Source organism: Ornithinimicrobium murale (assembly GCF_003352835.1).
Lineage (GTDB): Bacteria > Actinomycetota > Actinomycetes > Actinomycetales > Dermatophilaceae > Ornithinicoccus > Ornithinicoccus muralis.
Genome location: NZ_QLVD01000026.1, coordinates 91799 through 111400 on the forward strand (window position 1 = coordinate 91799; position 19602 = coordinate 111400).

Below are 19602 nucleotides of genomic sequence, written 5' to 3' on the forward strand. Positions count from 1 at the left end.
GGTGGCAGCGCCACCACGTCCGACTTTCCAGGGTTCTATGTATGCGCTATACATAGAAATTATGGGATCCCCGATCGAGGAGCTGGACGAGACCATCGTCGGCTTCCGCGCCGCCACCCAGCGCCCCGCCTATCGTCAGCGCCTCCTGCAGGACCTGGACTACGCCGGCGGCATCTCCTCGCTCCGGCTGATGCGGACCGTGGAGCGGCTGTCCGGGGACGGCCCCGGCCCCTCCATCCGCCAGGTGGCGACCGAGCTCGGGGTGGAGCACTCCACGGCGAGCCGCTCGGTCGACACCCTGGTCCGGGCGTACCTGTTGTCGAGGTCGCGCTGCGCGGACGACCAACGCCAGGTCCGGTTGCAGCTCACCGAGCAGGGGCGGTCCTCTCTGCGTGCGACGACGCGACGCCGGCAGGAGGTCCTCGCTGCTCTCGTCGAGGCGTGGGACCCCGACGATGTGCACACCCTCACCCGACTGCTGGACCGGTTGCGGGGCGAGTTCGACGCCGAGTTCGGTCACCGATGACCCGGCAACCCACCGGCAGCCAGACACCCGCCCCGACGCTGCCACCGCGCGGCTCCTTCCGGCTCATCATGGACCCGCAGTTCGGGGCGATCTTCTGGGGCAAGCTGCTCAGTGGCACCGGCGTGTGGATCCACGCGATCGTGGCCGCGATCGTCGTGTTCGCCGCCACCGGATCGGCGCTGTGGGTCGGGTTGGTCAGCGTCGCGCAGTTCATCCCGCAGCTCTTCCTGTCCCCGTTGAGCGGCAAGTGGGCAGACCGCGGCAACCTGGCCTTCCAGCTCCTCCTGGGCCGGGTGCTGTGCATCATCGGCTCCGGTCTCATCGCCATCTGGTGCTGGGTGCAGGGCGACCCGCAGGGGTATGCCGGGGCCTCCGCCGTCCTGGCAGGCTCCTTCATCGTGGGGCTGGGTTTCGTGGTGGGTGGCCCCGCGCAGCAGTCGATCATCCCCCTGCTGATCCGGCCCGGTGAGCTGGGTGCCGCGATGGGCCTGAACTCCCTGCCCATGACCCTGGCCCGTGTGGTCGGTCCGGCCATCGGCGCCGCGATCGCGGCACAGTTCGCCGCCGCCCCCGCCTTTGCGGTCGCAGCGCTCACCCACCTGGTCTTCGCGGTCATGCTCCTGGCCGCGTCGCTGCCCCAGGGGGTCGAGCGTGATGCGGCGGACGACACGGACTTCTCAGTCCGGTCCGCGCTCCGGCACGTCCGAGGGGACCGCACGCTCCTCCTGCTGCTCCTGGTGGTGACCGCAGCCGGCTTTGCCTCCGAGCCATCGATGACGCTGGCCCCCACCTTCGCCGAGGAGCTGGGCGGTGACTCGCACCTGGTCGGTCAGCTGACCGGTGCCTTCGGTCTGGGCGCGGCACTGGGCTATGTCGCCTACTCCCGTGCCAGCCGGCGCCGCCCTCAGGAGTGGGTGACCCAGGTCGGGCTGATCCTGATGACCCTGGGGACGGCCGGTCTGGCGTTCGCCGGTCACGCGGTGGTCGCGCTCGTGCTCTTCGGTGTGGTCGGCAGCGGGTTCATGATCGCCCTGACCGGCGCCACCACCCTGATCCAGCAGCGGGTGCCCCCGCTGTTGCGCGGGCGGGTGATGGCGCTGTGGTTCATGGGCTTCATCGGCTCCCGCCCACTGGCCGCCTCCCTGGACGGCTGGCTCGCCGACTCCCTGTCCCTGGCCGCCCCGCTGCTGGTCACCGCCGGACTGCTGGTGGTGGTCCTGGTCTGCTTCCGACCCGGCCGGCTCGACTTCTCCGATGCCGCACGGCAGGGTGTCCAGGTCTGATCACTCACGGGAGGACCACCATGGCGTTGCTGCTGGCCGAGGAGCTCGTGCTCCTGTGCATGGACGACGAGACCGGGCAGTGTGAGCTGGCCCCGCGCGAGGCGTCGCGCGGGGTGGCGCTCGCGCTGGTCTTCGAACTGTCCCTCCGGGGGGCGTTGACCCTGCAGAACGACCGGCTCACGCAGCAGCAGGCCGGCACGGACGACCCACTGCTGGACCTCGCGGCCGAGAGCGCCCGCAACCTGACGCCGACGGCCGCTGTCGACGCGCTCGCTGCCGAGGACCTGCTGCAGGCGACACTGGTGCGTCTCGTCAGTCGTGGCGCGCTCCACGACGCCGACGTCTTCTCACCGGGTGTGCACCTGCCCAAGGACCCGCACCCCGAGACCGCGGTGCGGCAGCGGCTGCGCGAGGTGCTCGCCCAGGGGCGCGGAGCCGACGAGCAGGAGGCCGCGCTGGTGGCGCTGCTGCACCACCTGGAGATGGCGACAGCCGTGCTGCCCGACGAGGATGCCGAGGTCGTCCGGGCGCGGGCCGCCGAGGTATCCTCACGCTCTGGCCCGATGCGCGACTACCAGGGTGAGGACGGTCGGCCCCGGGTCGCTCCAGTGCACAGATCGAAGAACTCGGACCTGCGGATGACGCGCTCGTCCTGGTGGGATGGCCTGGACGTCCTCGACCTCGTGGCCAACGGAGTCCGCATCTTCCTGCCGTGACTGGCCCAGTCCGGGACGGCACCGACCCTGGAGGGGAACCACATGTCACTGTTGCTGGCCGAGGAGCTGCTGCTCCTGTCCCTGGACGAGGAGACCGGGCGATGTGTGCTGCCACGGGACGCCGTCGCCGACGCCGTGGCCTCGGCCCTGATCTTCGAGCTGACGCTGCGGAGCACGCTCAAGCAGTCCGGCACGAAGCTCAGACGCGACTCGATGGTGACCAGCCGCGACGAGCTGCTCGCCGCGACGGCCGAGCGGTCCGACGGCCTCGAGGTGGCAGAGGCCAACCGTGCCCTGGTCGGGGCCGGGACCCTCGACGTGCTCGTCGACCGGCTGGTGGCCACCGGGGCGCTCGCCAGCCCCGACGTGTGGGCACCGGGACCCCACTGGCCCACCGGACCCCGTGCCGACGGCCCGGCCCGAGCGCGGCTGGAGGAGGTCCTGGTCCGCGGCGCGGAGCCGACCGAGCGCGAGGCCGTCCTGGTGAGCCTGCTCGTGCAGCTGGACCTGACACCGCGGGTGCTGCCCCACGCGGATCACGCAGCGGTGCATGCTCGGGCAACCGAGGTGGCTGGCTCCGCTCGGCCACTGCGCAACAGGCGCGCCACGACCACGCCGGGGTCGCTCGGGTGGCAGTTCCTCGACATGGTGACCACGCCATTCCGCTGGCTGCGCTGAGCTCCGTCGTCAGCTGAACGGCGGGGTGAACCGACCGTCGATCGCGGTCCACCCACCGTCGACCAGCAGCTGGCTGCCGGTGACAAAGCTCGCGGCGTCGCTGGCCAGGTAGGCCACCGCGCCCACCAGCTCCTCAGGCCGCGCCCACCGACCCAGAGCCGACTTCTCGGCATACGCACGTCCCCACGCCTCATCCGCACGGATCTGCTCGGTGAGCGGCGTCTCCACCACTCCCGGAGCGACCGCATTCACCCGCACCCCCTGCGGTCCCAGCTCGGCAGCGAGGGTGCGGAGCAGCTGCACCATGCCAGCCTTCGTCGCGGCATACACCCCCTGCCCCGGCTCGACCGCCAGCGCACGGATCGAGCTCATCGCGATGATCGAGCCGCTCCCCCGCGCCGCCATGCCGGGTGCGAAGGCCCGCACGGCGTTGAAGGTACCGCGCAGGTTCAGGGACACCACCCGGTCGAACTCCTCGGCCGAGTAGTCCAACACGGGCTTGCGCACATTGGTCGCTGCCGTGAGCACCAGGATGTCGACGTCCCCCAGTCCACCCGTGACGGAGGCCAGCTGTGCGGCGTCGAGGACGTCAGCCTGCCGCGCCGCCGCTTCCGAGTGCTCGGCCGCGCGGGTCGCTGCCGCGGCGGCGACCTCCTCCTGGGCGTCCAGGCAGGTCAGTCGCGCTCCCTGGGCGGCCAGGCCCTCCACGAGCTCGGCGCCGATGCCTCCGCAGCCGATCACCACCGCGTGCTTGCCGTCGAGCCGGAACATCGTGCTGTAGTCCACCCTGCGAGCCTAGTGCCAGGAGGCCGCGGCCATACTGCAGGGGCACGACCCGATGGACGGAGACACGATGCGAGCGGTCAGGTTCGACAGCTTCGGCGAGATGCCCTATGTCACAGACGTTCCCGAGCCCGAGGCGCCCGAGGACGGCGTCGTGGTCCGGGTCGAGGCGACCGGGCTGTGCCGTTCGGACTGGCACGGGTGGGCGGGCCACGACACTGACATCACGACAATGCCGCACACCCCCGGGCACGAGTTCGCGGGTGTGGTCCACGCCGTGGGGTCCCGGGTCGAGCAGGTGCGGGTCGGGCAGCGGGTCACCGTCCCGTTCGCCCTGGGGTGCGGTGCGTGCCCCGTGTGCCGTGCGGGCGCCTCTCATGTCTGCCCGCGGCAGTGGCAGCCCGGGGTCAACGGTCCCGGGTCGTTCGCCGAGTTCGTCGCCCTACCCCGGGCGGACGCCAATGTGATCCGGCTCCCGGACCAGGTGAGCTTCGCGGTCGCGGCAGGGCTGGGCTGCCGGTTCGCCACGGCATACCGCGCGGTGGTGGATGTCGGGCGGGTGCGTGCCGGAGAGACCGTCGCGGTCTTCGGGTGCGGCGGCGTGGGCCTGGCCGTGGTGATGGTCGCCGCGTCACTCGGCGCACAGGTGATCGCCACCGACATCAACTCGGCGTCCCTCGACCTGGCCACCACCCTCGGCGCCGACCTCACCGTGGATGCGGCCCGGCCGGACCTCGGCGCGCGCATCGAGGAGGCCACGGGCGGTGGCGCGGACGTGGCGATCGACGCCCTCGGCAGCATCGAGACCTCACGGGAGGCGACCGGGTCGCTGACGGTGGGTGGTCGTCACGTGCAGGTCGGTCTGCTGCCCCCAGCCGTCGTCGACGGCCGAGCCACGGTGCCCATGCACACGGTCATCGCGCGCGAGCTCCAGGTCCTGGGCAGCCACGGGATGCCTGCTCGGGACTACCCGCGCATGCTCGCCGACATCGCGGACGGCAGGCTCGCACCGGAGCGGCTGCTCGGCCGCACGATCAGCCTGGAGGAGGCGCCCGCGGCCCTGGCCGCCATGGGCGTCCGGACCGAGCCGGGAGTCACGATCATCGCGCCCTGACGGCGCCGACCCTCAGTCGAAGACGACCGTCCGCCGCCCCCGGAGGACCACCCGCTGCTCGGCGTGCCAGCGCACCGCTCGGGACAGCGCCATCGCCTCAAGCTCCTGCCCGACCGCCGCCAGCTCGCCGGGGCTCATCCGGTGGTCGACGCGACGGAAGTCCTGCTCGATGATCGGGCCCTCGTCCAGGTCCGCGGTGACGTAGTGCGCGGTCGCACCGATCACCTTCACGCCGCGGTCATGGGCCTGGGTGTAGGGCTTGGCGCCCTTGAAGCTCGGCAGCAGGGAGTGGTGGATGTTGATGATCCGTCCCGGCAACTCGGCGCACAGCTCGGACGAGAGCACCTGCATGTAGCGGGCGAGCACGATCGTGTCGACCTGATGCTCCTCGACGAGCTCCTGCAGCCGCGCCTCCGCCTCCGGCTTGCTCTGGGGCGTGACCGGCACGTGGTGGAACGGGATGCCGTGCCACTCGGCAAGCGCCCGGAAGTCCTCGTGGTTGGACACGATCACCGGGATCTCCACGTCCATCAGCCCGGTCCTGGTGCGGTGCAGCAGGTCGTTGAGAACGTGCCCCTGCCGGCTGACCATGACCAGGATCCGGTGCCGCCGTGACCGGTCCAGGAAGCGCCACTGCATGCCGAACTCGAGCGCGACGGGCCCGAAGGCCTCCTCCAGTGCCACCACGGGGATCGGCTCGCCCTCGCGGCGCAGGTGCATCCGCAGGTGGAACTCACCGGTGCTGGCATCGCCGAACTGCTGACTGTCCAGGATGGTGAGCTGCTCCTCCAGCATCACGCCGGCGACGGCGTGCACGATGCCCCGTCGGTCCTCGCAGGAGACGGTGAGAACGAACTCGCGGCCAGCCTCGTGGGCCGGGCGGGATGCTTCTGTCACGGGGCCGGAGTCTACGTCGCGCACGGCGGTCAGCTGCGCCTCAGGGCGCTGGGGAAGGCCTCCAGATAACAGCGGGTCGTCCCGCTCCGTGTGGTCACCGACTCGGCCGCGAGCACGGCCCGCACGATCGCGCGGGTGACGGTCCGGGCCGCGACGGTGAGCAGCCCGTGGAAGGCCATCGGATCCGGGGCGGGCCGGTCACCGGTGGCGAGGGTGAACAGGGTGTCCCCGTCGAACATCGTGTGCACCGGGTCGATCGCGCGCGCCATGCCGTCGTGCCCGATCCCGGCGACCTTCGCAGCCTGCGCCTTGGTCAGGGTCGCGTCGGTGGCGATCACCCCGATCGTGGTCGCCAGCACCTTCGGGGTCAGCCCGCCCCGCTCGGTGGTTGCCCGCTCCCGGGCGCTCGCCAGGTCCTCGGGGGTGGGACGACGCAGGCCGTATGCCGCGTGCTCACCCAGGACATCCAGGTCACCCTCGAGCAGGGCCCGGGTGCCGACCAGCTCGCCGGTCCGTAGGTCCAGCACGTGGCCGCCGGGGTTGGCGACGACCAGCGCGGCCACGGTAGTGCCGTCCGGCAGCACCGCGCTCGCCGAGCCGACACCGCCCTTGAGGCCGCCGCACTCAGCGCCCGTCCCGGCGCCCACGCACCCCAGCGCCGGCGCCTCGTGCGAGGCAGCGTCGCAGGCGGCGACTCCGAAGGAGGCATCCGGCGTCGCCGTGAACTCCCCACCACGGTTGAGGTCGAAGATCACCGCCGCCGGCACGATCGGGACCACCTGCTCAGGTTCCGGTCCGCACGGGAAGCCGCGCCCCTCCGCATACAGCTGGCGCATGACGCCGTCCGCGGCGGCCAGGCCGAAGGCGCTGCCGCCACTGAGGGTAACGGCGTGCACGCGGTCGACCTGGTTGCGTGGGTCGAGCAGGTCGGTCTCGCGGGTGCCCGGTCCCCCGCCGCGCACGTCCACGCCGCCGACGGCCCCCTCCGGCGGAGCCAGGACCACGGTGGTGCCGGTCAGCCAGCCGTCCCCGCGCCGCTCGTGCTGGCCCACCCGGATGCCAGGCACGTCGACGATCGAGTTGGTCGGGCCCGGCTGCACCTGCGGGTCCAGGGCCCAGGACGAGTCCGGCATCTGCTCACTCATGGCACGAGGGTATGCCGTGGGCGCCGCTCCGCCTCAGCAGCACCTGCTCCCCGCCGGACGCATTCCTGTGAAAACGTGCAGAGAAACCCGTGCATAGAAACCTCTGCACAAGTAGGGTCCCGGGTATGACTCACCCAGAGACCGCCGCACCCACCACCACGACCCCCGACGTTCCCGACGTCCGGGCTCTTGCCGACGAGGGCCTGGCCCTGGCTCTGCAGAGCAACCCGGTCGATGCCACGCTGCTGGGGCTGCCCGGCTACGACACCGCCCTCCCGGACCACACCGCAACCGCCGAGCAGGAGCGGCTGGGGGCCATGCGCGACCTGCTGGACCGGGTCGATGGTGCGATGGAGCAGGTCACCGACGGCCAGGAGCAGATCACCCTGGAGGTGCTCCGGACCGCCATCGCGGGCGCGGTGGACACGGTCGGGACCCATGCCGTGGAGTTCACCATCACCGACTCCTTCTTCGCCCCGGCCTCGATGCTCTTCTTCTCCCTCCGGATGGTCCCGATCGGCTCGCCGGATCAGGCGCAGGCCTTCCTGACCCGTCTCGCGGGCATCCCGCAGGTGCTCCAGGCCATCGCCCAGCGGCACCGCGAGGGCATCGCTGCAGGTCGCACCCCGGTGCAGCCGCTGGTCGAGTCGGCGATCGGGCACTGGGAGCGTCTGCTGACCGCCGGCCCGGGCCATCCGCTACGCACGCCGACGCAGGTCGAGGGCACCGGCGTCGACGCCGACGGGTTCGCCGCCGCGGTGGACACCCTGATCGCCGAGGTCGTGGACCCCGCCGTCCGCGCCTACCGCCAGGTGCTGGCCGAGGAGGTCCTGCCGCACGCCCGCGGGGAGGACCAGCCCGGGCTCTGCTGGCTGCCCGGGGGCGCCGAGCACTACGCCGGCCTGGTCCGCGCACACACCACCACGACCCGCGCTCCCCAGGAGCTGCACGACACCGGCCTGGCCGTCCTGGCGGGGCTGCGCGAGCAGTTCGCCGAGATCGGCGCCCGGCAGTTCGGCACCACCGACCCGCAGCAGATCTTCACCCGGCTGCGGGACGACCCGCGGCTGCGCTGGCGGGACGCGCAGGAGCAGCTGGACCACGTGCGCGCCACAATCCGGAGGGCCGAGGAGGTCGCCCCGCAGTGGTTCGGCCGGCTGCCGGGGCAGGAGTGCACGGTGCGCCCCGTCCCCGAGAGCGAGGCCCCGGGGGCGCCCGCCGCCTACTACACCCCGCCGGCCGTCGACGGGTCCCGACCCGGCATCTACTGGAGCAACGCCCACGAGGCCGAGAAGAACGGCCGCTACACGTGCGAGGCCGTCACCTTCCACGAGGCGGTCCCGGGACACCACTTCCAGAATGTCCTCGCCCAGGAGATGACCGGCGTGCCGTTGCTGCGCCGGCTCAACCTGTTCACCGCCTACACCGAGGGGTGGGGGCTGTATGCCGAGCAGCTCGCCGGGGAGATGGGGCTCTACTCCGATGATGTGGCGGTGCTCGGTCAGCTCAGCGAGGACGCCACCCGGGCCGCCCGGCTGGTGGTCGACACCGGGCTGCACGCACTGGGGTGGAGCCGCCAGCAGGTGGTCGACTTCCTGCGCTCTCACACGGCGATGCCTGAGCAGGAGGTGCAGAGCGAGACCGACCGCTACATCGCCCAGCCCGGTCAGGCGCTGGCCTACATGACCGGGCGGCTGGAGATCGAGCGGATCCGTGCCCGGGCCGAGGACGAGCTCGGGGACGCCTTCGACATCCGGGCCTTCCACGACGTGGTGCTGGGCTCGGGCACCCTCCCCGCTGGACGTGCTGGACCGGCTCGTCCAGACGCACGTCGCGGCGGTGCGGTCGCAATCAGCTGCGAGCTAAACCACCCCCCGTGCCCGGGCAGGCCTACTGCACCGCGGCGAGCTCCTGCTCGATCGCCTGGCGGAAGACCTGCTCGGGCTGCGCGCCGACGATGGCGACGGTGTTGACCAGGAAGGTGGGCGTCGACCGGACCCCGAGCGACTCGCCCTCGGCGTTGTCGGCCTGCATGGCTTCCCGCAGCTCGGGTGAGTCCAGGTCCGCCTCGAACTTCTCCAGATCGGGGATGGCAATCTCCTCGGCCAGGCCGAGCAGCTTCTCCCGCGGCATGTCCGGGTGACCGCTGTCCGGCGCGGCGGCGTAGACGGCGTCGTGGAACTCCCAGTACATCCCCTGCTCACCGGCCGCCCGGGCCGCGAGCGCGGTGGCCTCGGAGTCCGCACCGAACAGCACGCGGTCCCGGAACTCGATGCGCAGCGTGCCGTCGTCGACCAGGTCCTGCAGCTGCGGCTGCACGTCACGCCCCCAGGAGGCGCAGAACGGGCAGCGGTAGTCGGCGTACTCGATGATCACGACCGGGGCGTCGACGTCGCCCATGGCCAGCGGGTCGTCCGCCTCGCGCCGCGGCAGGTCGAGCAGGAACTGCTTCTGCTCCTCGCTCATGGTGGGCTCGGCGGTGGTGTCCGTGCCGTCTGAACCCTCCGTCGCCGGTTCGGTCCGAGTCTCGGCCGCAGGTGCCTCGGCCACCTCATCGGTGGGCTCAGCCGGATCCGCCCCCTCGGTCTCCTCCGACCCGGTCGCGGCGCCGCCTTCCTGTGCCGTCCCGGGTCCGGCGTCGGCAGGCTCGTCGCCCTGGGTCATCGCGGTGTAGATCAAGAACCCGCCGACCAGGGCGACGACGATGGTCGCGACCGCCCACATGATGCTGGCGGTGTTGCTCCTGGTCTGGCCGGACGGCTGCGGGATGGGGGCGATGGGTGCGCTGGGTTGCTCGTTCCCCGGAGGCACCTGCCCCGACGGTGTGCTCACCCAGCCAGCCTAGCCATCGCCGGGCCACCGGTCAGCGGCGCCCCGGCCCGGGACGGTCCCGGGCCGGGGCGAGCGTCCGCGACTCACATCTGCGGCATGAGGACCGCGTCGATGAGGTAGACGGTGGCATTGTCGGTCTGCACGCCACCGCAGATCACGTTGGCGTCGTTGACCATCAGCTCATCGCCCTCACCGCTCACCTCGACGGTGCCACCCTGGACGGTCGTCAGCGACCCGACGACCTCCTCCGGTGACAGCTGACCCGGCACGACGTGATAGGTCAGCACCGTGGAGAGCAGGTCGGCGTCCTCGCCGAGGGTGGCCAGGGTCTCCTCGTCCACGGCGGCGAAGGCGTCGTCGACGGGAGCGAAGACGGTGAACTCATCACCGTTCAGGGTGTCCACCAGGTCGACGTCCGGGTTGAGCTCTCCGGACACGGCGGCGGTGAGCGTGGTCAGCAGCGGGTTGTTGCTCGCCGCCACGGCGACCGGGTCCTGGGCCATGCCCTCGACCGATCCGGCACCGTCGGGGACCTGCTCGGCGTAGTCCGCGCAGCCGGGACCGACCAGGCCGCCGGCCGGTGCAGCCATGTCCTCCGAGGTCATCATCGCGTCGTCCTCGCTGGCGCTCTCGTCCTCGGCCGGCATGTCCTGCTCGGCGGTCTCCTCCTCGTCCGGCATGTCCTCGGCGGGCGTGTCCTGGTTCATGCCGTCCTCGGAGGCCGGCTCCTCGCTGTCACCGCCACACGCCGACAGGGTCAGCGTGGCCGCCGCAGCCAGCGCGATCAGGGTCTTGTTAGTGCGCATGGTGTGTTCCTTTCCTTAGGGGTTGGTCCGGCTCAGCTGACGGTGACCGTCACGCTGTGCCATCCGGTCGACCCGTCGGGCGCCACCGGCGCCCGCTGGGACGTTTGTGTCTCGCCGGTGCGGTCGCTCGCGCGGACCTCCAGTCGATGGGTGCCGGGCTCGGCCGGCCAGTCCCAGCGCCACGGGCGCCAGGTGACCTCCGAGTCCTCCTCGGCGAGCTCAGCCTGCTGCCAGTCCCCGCCGTCGACCCGGACCTCCACCGCGTCGATGCCGTGGGGCTGGGCCCAGGCCACGCCGGCGACCGTCTGCTGGCCGGCGCCCAGCTGCTCGAAGGAGCCGGGCACGTCGATCCGGGAGGACAGCTTGATGGGCGCCTGCTCGGCATACCCGCGGCTGGTCCAGTAGGCGGAGAAGTCCGCGAAGCGGGTGACCTCCAGGTCCACGAGCCACTTGGTCGCGGACACATAGCCGTAGAGACCGGGCGTCACCATGCGCACCGGGAACCCGTGCTCCAGCGGCAGCGGCTCCCCGTTCATGCCGATGGCGACCAGCGCCTCCCGGTCATCGGTCAGTGCCTCCAAGGGAGTGCCTGCGGTGAAGCCGTCAGCGCTCGTGGACCGCACGGCGTCGGCACCCTCGCGGACCCCGGCCTCGGCCAACAGCTCGCGCATCGGCACACCGAGCCAGCTGGCGTTGTCCACCAGGTCTCCACCGACGGGGTTGGACACACAGGTCAGCGTGATCCGCCGCTCCACCAGGCGCCGGTCGAGCAGGTCCTGGAAGGTCAGCTCCAACGGGTTGTCGACCAGTCCGTGGATGCGCAGCCGATAGCCGTCGAGGGGAACATCAGGGACGGTCAGGGCGGTGTCCACCCGATAGAAGTCGGCGTTGGGGGTCAGGTGTGGAGTCAGTCCGGGGATGTCGAAGGAGACGCCGCCGGGGACGGCTCGCGCGGGGACAGCCGGGGCGGGCAGCCGGAGCGCGTCGCGGGAGGCGACCGCCGCCCCGCCACCCATCCGGGCAGCCGCTCCGCCGGCCGCCCCCACGGCCGCCAGCGCTCCTGCGGCCTGCAGGAAGCGCCGTCGGTCGACGTCGGAGGTGATCTCGCGACCGGCCAGGTCCTCGCCCACCAGCACCCGGGTGCGCGGAGTCCGGCGGCGCGGTGTCAGGGCATGGTCGCGGGCTCGGCCCCCGGGCTGCCGAGCTGGCGCATCGGCACCCAGGGCACGGAGCAGCCACCAGAGGCCACCGATCCCCACCACAGCCAGCACCGCTGCTGTTCCCGCCTGGGCGGCAGGTCCCGCGGTGGAGGTGCGGTCGGTGAGCATCGCGGCGGAGGCCAGCGCCACGAGCCCGGTCATCAGGGCCAGGGCCGGCCCCCGGCGCCGCACACCGCCCGCGCCGGCGGCACCGGTCAACAGTGCCACCGTGACCAGCACGCCCCCGACCAGCACGGTCTTGTCCGCGGCGCCGAAGGTCTCGATGGCCCACTCCTTGACCGGCTGGGGCGTCCAGTCGATGGCCCGGTTGCCGACGGCCGTCACCGGTGGAGTCACCCCGGTCAGCAGGGCTGCGACGCCGTGGGCCGCCAGAACCCCGGCGGTCGCGGCGACCAGCCCGGAGACCGCGCCGAGGGCGCGGAGGCTGGCGGTTGAGGTGCTCACACCTGGTCTTCGGCGCGGCGGCCGCGCCGGATTGGTCCAGGTCCGGATCCTTGCGTCAGCGCCCGGCTCCAGGTCCGGATCCGGGCGTCAGCGCCCGTGACCTGACGGGCCCTCAACGGCGGTAGGCCGAGTGCTCACCCCGCCTGCGCAGTCCCCTGGGGGAGATGGCGCCGCTCTAGCTGATCAGTCAGGCGAACCCGCGGTCAGGAAGCGGCGGGCAGTCTCGGCATACACCGTGGTCGCCTCGATGATCTCGGACACGGCGACGAACTCGTCGGCCTGGTGGGCGATCCACTTGCCACCTGGCCCGTAGACCACGGTCGGGATGCCGGCATCGCGGGTCAGGATCGTGCCGTCGGTGGCACCTGGGACCCCGCCGTAGACGGCCGGAGCACCGGTCACGGCCTCGTGGGCCTGGGCAAGCGCCACGATCATCGGGTGCGTGACCGGGGTGTCGACGGCCGGTCGGTCGTCGACGACCTCCACGGTCGCGCTGACACCTGCCGGCTCACCGCAGGCACCGGCCAGCTCGGTGATCCGGCCGTTGAGCTCCACGTGGTCGACGCCGGGCGTGGTCCGGATGTCCAGGCAGACGATCGCGCGCGCCGGGATGACGTTGATCTGGTCGGTGTCGCCACCGGTGATGACCGTCGGCGTCACGTAGTTGGGACCCAGGTGCTCGTGCACCCCGTGCACGTGCAGCAGCTCGGCCTGCACCTCACTGACGCGCCGGACGAACTCGGCCGCAACGGGCAGCGGGTTGCGGGCGTGCTGCGGCATCGCACCGTGGGCCATCGCCCCTTCGAAGTGCACCATCAACCGGACCGCGCCCTTGGAGACGGCGCAGATCTCACCGGCCTCCGGCTCGCAGCAGATCGCCCCGTCGATCTCGGCGGCCAGGGGCGTGCGGGCAAAGGCCTTGGCCCCGAGCATGAGGCCCTCCTCGTCGACCAGCGCACCGAGCACCAGCCGGCCGGGGAAGGGACCCGCCTCGACCAGCGCCTTGGCGGCATAGATCATCGCCGCGACGCCGGCCTTCATGTCTGCGCTTCCGCGGCCGCGCAGCTGACCGTCCACGATGTCCCCGGCATACGGGTCGAAGCTCCAGGCGGCACGGTCACCCTCGGTGACCACGTCGGTGTGCCCCTCGAACATGAGCGTCGGCCCCGGTCCGCCGCCGCCTTCGATGACGGCCACGACGTTGGGCCGGCCGGGCTCCACCTCGCTCACCTGCGGGTCCCACCCGAATTCCCGCATCCGCTCCTCGACCAGCCGGGCGGCCGGCAGCTCGGCGGTGCCGGCGGACGGGTCGTTGACCGACCTGATCCGCACCAGCTCCTGGGTGAACGCCACGACGGCGTCCTCATCGATCCGCATGTCAGTCACAACCCGCTCCCTCGTCCACAGTGGCCACCACGTCACGGCACTGAACCGACATCTCAGCCAATGGTGCCGCCCTCGTCCTCGTGCCGATCGTGCCGTATGTCCTCGGCGGGCACACCGCCACCCCCTGCCGCTCCGGCATCGGCCCGCGCACCCTCCTCGGCGAGAGCGGCCACGTCGGCCTCATCCTGGGCGCCCGACCCGGCCAGCGCGGCCCGCGTGCGCGCCGCCAGCTGCGCTGCGGAGGCCCCGGCCAGCGCCTCGGACAGGCGCGGCACGGAGGCCAGGAGCTGCTGGGTGTAGGCGTGCTGCGGGTCCTCATAGAGCTGCTCGGTCGTGCCCACCTCGACGATCTCGCCGGCGCGCATCACCGCGACCCGGTCACACACGTGCCGCACCACCGACAGGTCGTGCGAGACGAACACCAGGGTGAGGTCGAATCCGTCGACCACCTCATCGATCAGGTTGAGCACCTGCGCCCGCACCGAGACGTCCAGCGCGCTGACCGGCTCGTCCGCGACCAGGATGTGCGGGTCGGGAGCCAGGGCACGGGCCACCGAGATCCGTTGCCGCTGCCCGCCGCTGAACTGGTGGGGGAAGCGTCGCGCCGCGTCGGTGGACATCCCGACCCGCTCGAGCAGTTCGTTGATCTTGTCCCCGCGTGGGATGCCCTGCGCAGCAAGGGGTTCGGCGATGATCTCCCGGATCCTCATGCGGGGGTCCAGGGAGCCCATCGGGTCCTGGAAGACCAGCTGCAGCCGGCGCCGCAGCCACCGGAGCTTGCGCACCGAGCGGTCATGGATGGGTTGGCCCTCGATGTGAATCTCACCGGAGGTCGGACGGTCCAGCCCGCTGATCATCTTCAGCAGCGTGCTCTTGCCGGAGCCGGACTCCCCGACCAGCCCGAACCGCTCACCAGGCTGGATGTCGAGGCTCACGTCCCGCACCGCGTGCACCACCGCAGGGGTGCCGGTGAGGGAGGTGCGGGGCCGCCGGAACTCCCGGTTGACACCCCGCAGGCTGATCGCCGGGGTCTGCGTCTCACTCATCCGCGCCACCACCCTTCCCCCCTCGACCGAGCGCGTCGTGGCGCGACAATCCACCCGACCGAGCGCGTCGTGGCGCGACAATCCACCCGACCGAGCGCACCGTGAGGGCGACAATCCACCCCACCGAGCGCACCGTGAGGGCGACATTCCACCCCACCGAGCGCACCGGCCTGTGCCTGGATATCACTCATCACGGTCACTTCCCACCGGGTGGAAGCAGGCGTAACCCGAGGCATGCTCACCAGCCGGGTGCTCTCCGCGAGGCGTCCACGGCGGGAGCTGCTCGCAGGCCTTCGTCGCGAACGCGCAGCGGTTGCGGAACACGCATCCATCGGGGAACTTCCCGGCCGGGGGCACGTTGCCCGGGATGGTGTCCAGGGGGCTGCGTCCCGGGTCGGTGCGCGAGCGCTCCAGGTCGGAGGCCGCGACCAACCCCTGGGTGTAGCGGTGCTGCGGGTTGCCCAGCACGTCAGCCACGGGGCCGGCCTCGACGATCCGGCCGCCATACATCACCAGCACCCGTTCGCACACGGTCGCCACCACGGCCAGGTCGTGGGTGATGAACAGCATGGCGGCGTCCCGTTCCTGGACGCCGCTCACGATCAGGTCGAGCACCAGCGCCTGCACCGTGACGTCGAGGGCGGTTGTCGGCTCATCGCAGACGAGCAGCAGCGGGTCGTTGGCCAGCGCGATGGCGGCGACGACGCGCTGCCGCTGCCCACCGGAGAGTTGGTGCGGGTAGGACCGGGCGACGGCGGCCGGGTCGGGCAGCCCGACGCGGTCCAGCAGCTGGACGGCCTTGCGTTGCGCCGACCGCCGGTCGGCCTGACTGTGCTGGGTCATCACCTCGGCGACCTGGCGCCCGACCTTCATCGTCGGGTTCAGTGCCGTCATCGGCTCCTGGAAGATCATCGCCATATCGCGACCGCGGATGCGGCTCATGCGGGACTCCGAGGCACCGAGGAGGCTGGCGTCCCGACCCGCCAGGCGCACCTCTCCGTGGGCGGCCAGACCTTCGGTCAACAGCCCCATGACCGCGAGGGCCGTCAACGACTTGCCTGAGCCGGACTCCCCGATCAGCCCGACCCGCTCGCCGCGCTGGATCGAGAAGGTCACGTCGTGCAGGAGCTGGGTGGTGCCCGCGCCGACATCGAGGCCCTCGACCGTCAGCACGGTCTCGGGGTCCTCGCCACGCGGCGCGTCCGGTGGGGCCGATTCTCGCGAGCCGGCGCGCTCCGTGGGGTTGTTTCCCGCCTGACCGCGCGCCCGGTCGGAGGGGGTGGTGGTGGTCATCGGCCCTCCAGTTTGGGGTCGAGGTAGTCGCGCAGCCCGTCGCCGAACAGGTTGAACCCGAGGACGGCCACGGCGATCGCAGCGCCGGGGATGATCGCCAGGTGCGGGGAGCGGTGCAGGACGTTCTGGCTCTCCAGCAGCATCCTGCCCCACGATGGCTCACCGGTGGGCGTGCCCAGGCCCAGGTAGGACAGCGCTGCCTCGGCGAGGATGGCGATCGCGAAGGAGACCGAGGCCTGCACGATCACCAGCCCGGTCACGTTGGGCAGCACGTGCTTCCAGGCGATCGCGAGCGGACCGTGGCCCGCGACGCGGGAGGCCGCGACATATTCGGTGTTGATCACCTGCAGGGCTCCCGATCGGGTGATTCGGGCGAACGCGGGGATGGTCGCGATCCCGATCGCGATCATCGCGATCGTCGTGCCGCCGCCATAGAGCGTCGAGAACATGATCGCCAACAGCAGGGCGGGGAAGGCCAGCAGGATGTCGTTGCCGCGCATGATCAGCTGCCCGAACCGGCCCGGCGACATGGCGGCCAGGATGCCGACGGGCACGCCGATCAGCGCCGCGACCCCGACGGCGACGACGCCGACGAACAAGGTCGTGCGGGCACCGAGCAGGATCTGGGTGAGGACGTCACGGGCAGACCGGTCGGTCCCCAGCCAGTGCTCGGCGTTGGGGGGCTGCTCCTTGGGGACAGGGAGGAACTTGAACTCATAGGGCGTCCAGACATAGGAGACCAACGCCATGATCACCACGAGCAGCACCAGCAGCCCGCCGACGACGAGTGGCGCGTTGATCCGTCGACCGCTCACCGATCCGCCCTCCTCACGGTGTGTGCCCTGCTCATCGGCCACCGGTCCGCAGTCGCGGGTCGATCGCCAGATACAGCGCGTCGACCAGGAAGTTGATGATCAGGACCGCCGCGACCAGCACCATCACGATGGTCTGCACAGTGATCAGCTCGCGGGAGGCCACCGAGTCGAGCAGGAAGCTGCCCAGGCCGGGGATCACGAAGACCCGCTCCACGACAACGGCGCCGATGAGCAGGGTCGCCAACTGCAGCCCCAGGACCGTCACGATCGGGATGGCGGCGTTGCGCAGGCCGTGCCGGGTCAGGGCCTGCATCGGCCGCAGGCCCTTGGCGCGGGCGGTGCGCAGATAGTCCTCCCGGAGCACCTCGAGCACCGCGCTGCGCACGTAGCGCGCCAGGATCGAGGCCTGGACCAGGGCGAGCGCGACCGCCGGCAGCGCCAGCCGGCTCAGGAACCCCAGGGGGTCCTCGGCCGGTGGCACCCAGCCACCGGAGGGGAACCACTGCCAGCGCTTGGCGAAGTAGGTGATCAGGATGATGCCGGCCAGGAACGCCGGGACCGCGACACCGATCTGCGAGATCGCGGACAGCACCACCCCGTCGAGGTGGCGGTGCCGCACCGCCATCCACGTGCCCACCGGCACTGCGACCACCAGGGCCAGCGCCATCGCGGTGATCACCAGCCATCCGGTCACCGCCAGCCGGTCGATGAGCTGCGGGGCGATCTCCGCCTTGCTCACCCACTCCACGCCCAGGTCGAGCGTGACCATCCCACGGAGCCAGTCCGCATACTGCACGATCAGGGACCGGTCCAGGCCGAACTGCTCCCGCAACTGGTCCACCGACTCCTCCGAGGAGTTCATGCCCAGCGCGACGCGCGCCGGGTCACCCGGCAGCACCTGCATGAACGCGAAGACCAGCGCCGAGGCCGCCAAGAGGCTGGCCAGCAGCACCAGGAAGCGTTGTGCCAGACGGAGCAGCACCGGGGTCAGGCTCGGATCACTCGCCGGCGAGCTGGCTGAGGTCGAAGGACTCGGTAATCGCGTTCTCCGGCAGCCCGGTGATGCCCGGGTCTGCCACGATCAGGTTGGGCAGCAGGAAGAGGAAGTCGGACGCAGCGTCCTCGGAGACCAGCGTGGCGGCCTCCTTCATCTTCTCGATCTGCACCTCCTCGGTGCCGGCGTCGGCCTCGTCCAGCAGCGCGCGCAGCTCGGGGGTCCCGTAGCGCACGTAGTAGTCCGGGTTGCCGAAGACCGCGCCCAGGTCACGCGGCTCAACGTGCGAGACGATCGACATCTCATAGTCGGCATTGGTGAAGACGTCCTCCAGCCAGGCGGCCGGGAACTCCAGGTCGTCGATGGTGACCTCGAAACCGACCTCCTCAAGCATGCTCTCCACGATCGGCGCGCAGGCGGTGGCGTAGGGCAGCGTCGGGATCCGCAGCCGGACCTCGGCACCCTCGGCTCCGGCCTCAGACAGCAGCGCCCGGGCGGCCTCGGTGTCGTAGGGGAAGTCACCGGTGCGGTCCTCATACCAGGGGTCGGTCGGGGGGACCATGCTGCCGATGAGGGTGCCGCGGCCGTCCCAGCAGGTGTCCAGCAGGGTCTGGTGATCGATCGCGTGGCGCACCGCCTGGCGGACCCGCGCGTCGTTGAACGGTGCGGTCTCGTTGTTGAGGCCGAGCACGACCTCGCCGTTGGTGGTGCCCTCGATGATCTGGTAGTCGCCGTCCTCGAACTCGCTCAGCGCCTCGGGTGCCTGGACGGTGCCGACCACGTCGATGCTGTCGGTCAGCATCGCGTTGTTCAGGGCGTTGGCGTCGTCGAAGTAGGACATCACCACCTGGTCGTAGTAGGGCTCCTCGCCCCAGTAGTCAGCGTTGCGCTGCAGCGTGATCGAGGTGCCGCGGTTCCACTCGCCGAAGGTGTAGGGGCCGGTCCCGATCGGGCGGGTGGCCAGCTCGTCGACACTGTTGGAGTCGAAGATCGCCCCGACGCGGGTGGTGAGGCTGTAGAGGAAGCTGTTGCTCGGGCTGCTCAGTGTGACGACGACCTCGCCGTCGGCGGTGGCCTCGACCGAGTCGATGATGTCGAACTGGCTCTTCAGGCTGACCGTCCAGTCGTTCTGCACGGCCTCGAACGAGCTGACCACGTCCTCGGCGGTGAACTCCTCGCCGTTGCTGAAGGTGACGCCGCTCTCGAGGGTGAAGGTGTAGGTCGTGCCGTCCTCGCTGACCTCCCACTCCGAGGCCAGAGCGGGCACGATCTCACCGCTCTGGTCGACCTTGACCAGGGACTCATAGACGTTGTAGAGCAGCACCTGCGGGATCGCGGCACCGTCGGTCGTGGTGAAGTCCATGCTGGCGGGCTCGGCGACCAGGCCGATGCGGACCATGTCATCACCGGCCGGCGCGGCGGTGCCACCGCCGTTGTCACCGGTCTCGCCGCCGGTCTGCGTGTCGCCATCGGTGGGGTCGTCGCTGGTGGAGCCCGCGTTGCAGGCGGTCAGCAGGAAGGTGGCCGACAGGGCGGCGGCCAGCACCCGGGAGCGTGACGTCATCGTTGAATGCCTTCCTGGAGTGCCTGCGCCTCGGGGGTCGGACACAGGTCAAGCAGTGGT

General features: G+C 71.2%; 18 protein-coding genes. 6 read left to right on the top strand and 12 right to left on the bottom strand.

The features are described from left to right. Window positions 1-61: 61 nt before the first annotated feature. Genes DPQ65_RS12830 through DPQ65_RS12845 form a run of 4 tightly spaced genes read left to right on the top strand, consistent with a single transcriptional unit; the run spans window position 62 to window position 3203 of the window. Window positions 62-526, top strand: a complete 465-nt coding sequence (locus DPQ65_RS12830) for a MarR family winged helix-turn-helix transcriptional regulator (RefSeq protein ID WP_162802211.1) — start codon at window positions 62-64, stop codon at window positions 524-526. After that, a complete protein-coding gene (locus DPQ65_RS12835; protein ID WP_114907746.1) occupies window positions 523-1809 on the top strand; it encodes an MFS transporter in 1287 nt (428 codons plus the stop codon). Before DPQ65_RS12830 ends, DPQ65_RS12835 begins: the two co-directional genes overlap by 4 nt. A 20-nt stretch (window positions 1810-1829) precedes the next feature. Beyond that, window positions 1830-2525: a GOLPH3/VPS74 family protein gene (locus tag DPQ65_RS12840; RefSeq protein ID WP_114907747.1), complete on the top strand. Its 696-nt coding sequence runs from the start codon at window positions 1830-1832 to the stop codon at window positions 2523-2525. A gap of 42 nt (window positions 2526-2567) precedes the next feature. Further along, the gene (locus DPQ65_RS12845; RefSeq protein WP_114907748.1) at window positions 2568-3203 is read left to right on the top strand and encodes a GPP34 family phosphoprotein; all 636 of its coding nucleotides are present in this window, start codon (window positions 2568-2570) and stop codon (window positions 3201-3203) included. Between the two features lie 9 nt (window positions 3204-3212). On the opposite strand, the gene DPQ65_RS12850 is transcribed toward DPQ65_RS12845, so the two are convergent. Then, window positions 3213-3989, bottom strand: coding sequence for an SDR family NAD(P)-dependent oxidoreductase (locus DPQ65_RS12850; RefSeq protein ID WP_114907749.1), 777 nt, complete (start codon window positions 3987-3989; stop codon window positions 3213-3215). A 67-nt stretch (window positions 3990-4056) separates the two neighbouring features. On the opposite strand from DPQ65_RS12850, the gene DPQ65_RS12855 reads away from it, so the two are divergent. Then, a complete protein-coding gene (locus DPQ65_RS12855; protein WP_114907785.1) occupies window positions 4057-5100 on the top strand; it encodes an alcohol dehydrogenase catalytic domain-containing protein in 1044 nt (347 codons plus the stop codon). Window positions 5101-5112: 12 nt separating this feature from the next. Here the strand turns inward: DPQ65_RS12855 and purU are convergent, their stop codons facing one another. Together purU and DPQ65_RS12865 are read right to left on the bottom strand one after the other, a co-directional pair. Further along, window positions 5113-5997, bottom strand: coding sequence for a formyltetrahydrofolate deformylase (gene purU / locus DPQ65_RS12860; protein WP_202863130.1), 885 nt, complete (start codon window positions 5995-5997; stop codon window positions 5113-5115). A 29-nt stretch (window positions 5998-6026) separates the two neighbouring features. Beyond that, window positions 6027-7142, bottom strand: a complete 1116-nt coding sequence (locus DPQ65_RS12865; protein ID WP_238146842.1) for a P1 family peptidase — start codon at window positions 7140-7142, stop codon at window positions 6027-6029. A 125-nt stretch (window positions 7143-7267) separates the two neighbouring features. On the opposite strand from DPQ65_RS12865, the gene DPQ65_RS12870 reads away from it, so the two are divergent. Continuing rightward, the gene (locus tag DPQ65_RS12870; protein ID WP_114907752.1) at window positions 7268-9115 is read left to right on the top strand and encodes a DUF885 domain-containing protein; all 1848 of its coding nucleotides are present in this window, start codon (window positions 7268-7270) and stop codon (window positions 9113-9115) included. Here DPQ65_RS12870 and DPQ65_RS12875 read toward each other — a convergent pair. The 9 genes from DPQ65_RS12875 to DPQ65_RS12915 all read right to left on the bottom strand — a co-directional run bounded on the left by DPQ65_RS12875 (window position 9033) and on the right by DPQ65_RS12915 (window position 19542). After that, window positions 9033-9974, bottom strand: a complete 942-nt coding sequence (locus tag DPQ65_RS12875) for a DsbA family protein (RefSeq protein WP_162802212.1) — start codon at window positions 9972-9974, stop codon at window positions 9033-9035. The two genes, DPQ65_RS12870 and DPQ65_RS12875, sit on opposite strands and share 83 nt — an antisense overlap. 83 nt (window positions 9975-10057) lie before the next feature. Then, a complete protein-coding gene (locus DPQ65_RS12880; RefSeq protein ID WP_114907754.1) occupies window positions 10058-10780 on the bottom strand; it encodes a fasciclin domain-containing protein in 723 nt (240 codons plus the stop codon). Between the two features lie 32 nt (window positions 10781-10812). Beyond that, complete coding sequence (locus DPQ65_RS12885; RefSeq protein ID WP_202863131.1) at window positions 10813-12444, bottom strand: molybdopterin-dependent oxidoreductase; 1632 nt, start codon at window positions 12442-12444, stop codon at window positions 10813-10815. A 183-nt stretch (window positions 12445-12627) separates the two neighbouring features. Then, entirely contained in the window at window positions 12628-13821 is a 1194-nt protein-coding gene (locus tag DPQ65_RS12890) for a M20 family metallopeptidase (RefSeq protein WP_114907787.1), read from the bottom strand. 62 nt (window positions 13822-13883) lie between these two features. Next, a complete protein-coding gene (locus tag DPQ65_RS12895) occupies window positions 13884-14876 on the bottom strand; it encodes an ATP-binding cassette domain-containing protein (RefSeq protein WP_114907755.1) in 993 nt (330 codons plus the stop codon). Window positions 14877-15059: 183 nt separating this feature from the next. Next, window positions 15060-16169: an oligopeptide/dipeptide ABC transporter ATP-binding protein gene (locus DPQ65_RS12900; protein ID WP_114907756.1), complete on the bottom strand. Its 1110-nt coding sequence runs from the start codon at window positions 16167-16169 to the stop codon at window positions 15060-15062. Further along, a complete protein-coding gene (locus tag DPQ65_RS12905) occupies window positions 16166-16984 on the bottom strand; it encodes an ABC transporter permease (RefSeq protein WP_238146843.1) in 819 nt (272 codons plus the stop codon). Before DPQ65_RS12905 ends, DPQ65_RS12900 begins: the two co-directional genes overlap by 4 nt. Before the next feature lie 31 nt (window positions 16985-17015). Next, complete coding sequence (locus DPQ65_RS12910) at window positions 17016-17966, bottom strand: ABC transporter permease (RefSeq protein WP_114907757.1); 951 nt, start codon at window positions 17964-17966, stop codon at window positions 17016-17018. 16 nt (window positions 17967-17982) lie between these two features. Beyond that, window positions 17983-19542 carry an ABC transporter substrate-binding protein gene (locus tag DPQ65_RS12915; protein WP_114907758.1) on the bottom strand — a complete coding sequence of 520 codons (1560 nt, stop codon included), beginning with the start codon at window positions 19540-19542 and terminating at the stop codon, window positions 17983-17985. Window positions 19543-19602: the final 60 nt, after the last annotated feature.